Origin of the sequence: Streptomyces sp. NPDC047061 (assembly GCF_040643955.1) — a bacterium.
Lineage (GTDB): Bacteria > Actinomycetota > Actinomycetes > Streptomycetales > Streptomycetaceae > Streptomyces.
This window is the reverse complement of record NZ_JBEYVI010000116.1, coordinates 1-3167: the sequence shown is the minus strand read 5'-3', so window position 1 is coordinate 3167 and position 3167 is coordinate 1. Positions and strand designations below refer to the sequence as shown.

Annotated in this window: 1 protein-coding gene; it reads left to right on the top strand. The window is 72.3% G+C overall.

Going from position 1 to position 3167, the window contains the following annotated elements:
* Nucleotides 1-33: 33 nt before the first annotated feature.
* A partial coding sequence (locus tag ABZ887_RS50985; RefSeq protein WP_361306552.1) for an acyltransferase domain-containing protein occupies nt 34-3167 on the top strand: 3134 nt, incomplete at its 3' end.

The window sequence follows — 3167 nt, the reverse complement described above, 5'->3', positions numbered from 1 at the left end:
ACCTCTGAATTGGGGCCGGAGTCTGTCGGTCCGGTGGTGTGGGTGGTGTCGGCGCGGTCTGATGCGGCACTGGCTGCGCAGGCGGGCCGGCTGGCGGAGTTTGCGGCGGCTCGTCCGGAGGTCGCGGCCAGGGATGTGGCGTTCTCCCTGGCGATGACGCGGACCACAGCGTTCCCCCACCGGCTTGCGGTGGTCGGCCGGGACCGTAGCCAGCTGCTGGAGGGCCTGTCTGCGGCTGCCGTGAGGCGGGAAGCACCCGGTGTGGTGACTGGGACCGCTGGCGACGGCCGGGTCGCGATGGTGTTCTCGGGTCAGGGCAGTCAGCGGGGCGGGATGGGTTTGGGGCTGCGGGCGGCGTACCCGGTGTTCGCGGACGCGTTCGACGAGGTGTGCGCCCATATGGACGGGCTGCTGCCCCGCCCGCTGCGAGAGGTGATCGCCGCTGGCGGGGAGACCCTGGACCAGACGTTGTACGCGCAGACGGGGCTGTTCGCGGTGCAGGTGGCCCTGTTCCGCTTGTGGTCGTCGTGGGGTGTGGCGCCGCAGTGGGTAGCGGGGCATTCGGTCGGCGAGCTGGCAGCCGCGCATGTGGCCGGGGTGTGGGACCTGACCGACGCATGCGCGGTGGTGGAGGCACGGGGTCGGCTGATGCAGCAGCTGCCGGGGGGCGGGGCGATGGCCGCGATGGACGCCTCGCCCGAGCAGGTCGCGGAACTGGTCGCGGGGCGTGCCGGCGTGGCAGTTGCGGCGGTCAACGGGCCGCGGCAGACGGTGATTTCCGGCGACGCGCCGGTGGTCGACGAGCTGTCCCGGGCCTGGCGGGAGGCCGGCGGTCGGGCCCGCCGGCTGCGGGTCAGTCACGCGTTCCACTCGCCGCTGATGGACCCGATGCTGGAGGAGTTCGGGCGGGTCCTCGACGGGGTAGCGTTCAGCGCGCCCCGGGTACCGCTGGTGACAGGGACCCCGGGCGCGGACGTGACCAGCCCGGCCTACTGGGTTGCGCATGTGCGGGACACAGTCCGCTACCACGACGCGATCGAGGCGCTGCGCGCCCAGGGCGCCGGGGTCTTCGCCGAGCTGGGCCCGGAGGGCTCGCTGTCGGCTATGGCCGGCCCGGACACCGGGACCTGGGTCCCGGTGCTGCGCGCCGACCACGACGAGCCTGAGGCTGCGCTGCTCGCGCTGGCCGGCGCCTACACTGCTGGCGCCGATGTGGACTGGGCCGCGGTGACGGCCGACGAGGGTCGGGCGGTGAAGGTTGGCCTGCCGACGTATGCGTTTCAGCGGCAGCGGTACTGGCCGAAGCCGGTCGCCGGGGCGGGGAATCTGCCGTCGGCGGGTGTGCAGGCCGCCGGGCATCCGTTGTTGGCGGCGGCGGTGTGGCTGGCTGATGGTGACGGGTTGGTGTTGACGGGGCGGCTGTCGCTGGCTGCGATGCCGTGGCTGGCCGACCACGCCGTCCACGGCACGGTGCTGCTGCCCGGCACGGCGTTCGTGGACCTGGCGATGCATGCCGGGGACCTGGCCGGGTGCGGTGTCCTGGAGGAGTTGACGCTCCAGGAGCCGCTGGTCCTGCCGGGTTCTGGTGGGGTGCAGTTGCAGGTCCACGTCGGTGATAGCGATGGCGACAGTGGCCGGCGAAGCGTGACGGTTTCCTCCCGTGAGGGGGAGGGTGAGTGGGTTCGGCACGCAGTTGGGGAGTTGGCTCCGGCTGATGGTGAGCCCGTTCCGGCTCCGCTGTCCGTTTGGCCTCCGGCGGGTGCGGTCGCGGTTCCGGTCGACGACGCCTACGACAGGCTGGCTCAGCGCGGTTACGGCTATGGTCCGGCGTTCCAGGGCCTGCGCCGGGCATGGCAGGCCGGGGATACGGTCTATGCCGAGGTTGAGCTGCCTGAGGTTGTCGAAGCTGATGCTGGCGGGTTCGGCCTGCATCCAGCCCTCCTCGACGCTGCCCTGCACGCCCTCATCACTGCCAGCACTGGCAACGATGGCGGTGGTGGGACGGGGTTGCCGTTCGTGTGGTCGGGGGTGCGGTTGCTGGCCGGGGGTGCGCGTCATTTGCGGGTGGTGCTGGCCCGTGGGTCGGGTGGGATCTCGGTGACGGCGTTTGACGGTGTCGGTCAGCCGGTGCTGGCGGCACGGTCGTTGGTGCTGCGGGAGGCGTCGGCTGGTCAGTTCGCTGGGTCTGGTGGGCAGGCGCGGAAGTCGCTGTTCACGGTGGACTGGGTCCCGCTGCCTGCCCCGCAGACCCCTGACGCCGCCGCGGTGCAGTGGGTGCGGCTCGGTGAGCCGGTCCCGGTCAGGTCCGGGACGGCGTCGGTGGTGGTGGGGGTGGTGCCGTCCACGGCAGAAGGGATCCGGGCGCCGGAGGCGGCTCAGTTGGCTGCTGCGATGGTGTTGGGTTGGGTGCAGCAGTGGCTGGCCGATCCCGGGACGGACAATGCGCGGTTGGTGGTCTGGGCCCAGGGTGCGGCTACCGGGCAGGACCTGGCGGGTGCGGCGGTGGTGGGTCTGGTCCGTTCGGCGCAGTCGGAGCACCCGGGCCGTGTGCTGCTGGTCGATGTCGACCCGGCAGCCGGCCTGGACCCGACCCGTGACGCCGACGTGGACACCGTCCTGGCTGCGGTGCTGGGTGCTGATGAGCCCGAGGTCCGCATCCGTCCGGCTGGTGACGGCGGGACCGTGGTGGCGTTCGGGCGTCGGCTGGTCCGGGCGGATGCGTCCGGGGAGCTGATCCTGCCCGGGAACCCAGGTTGGCGGGTGGAGGTGGCCGAGCCGGGTGATCTGGGCAGTGCGGCTGTGGTTGATGCTCCCGAGGCGGGCGCCGAGTTGTTGCCGGGTCAGGTTCGGGTGGGTTTGCGGGCGGCGGGTGTGAACTTCCGCGATGTGGTCGCCGGGCTGGGAATGGTTGCGGACGGCCGGGTGCTGGGCGGGGAAGGCGCCGGGGTGGTCCTGGAGACCGGTCCCGGGGTCACCGGCCTGGCGGTGGGTGAGCCGGTGATGGGCCTGGTGCCGGGGTGGGGTCCGGTCGGGGTTGTGGACAGCCGGCTGGTGGCTGGGATGCCGCGGGGTTGGTCGTTCCAGGAGGCCGCATCGGTGCCGGTGGGGTTCTTGACGGCGTTTTATGCGCTGCGGGATCTGGCTCAGGCCCGTCCGGGTGAGCGGGT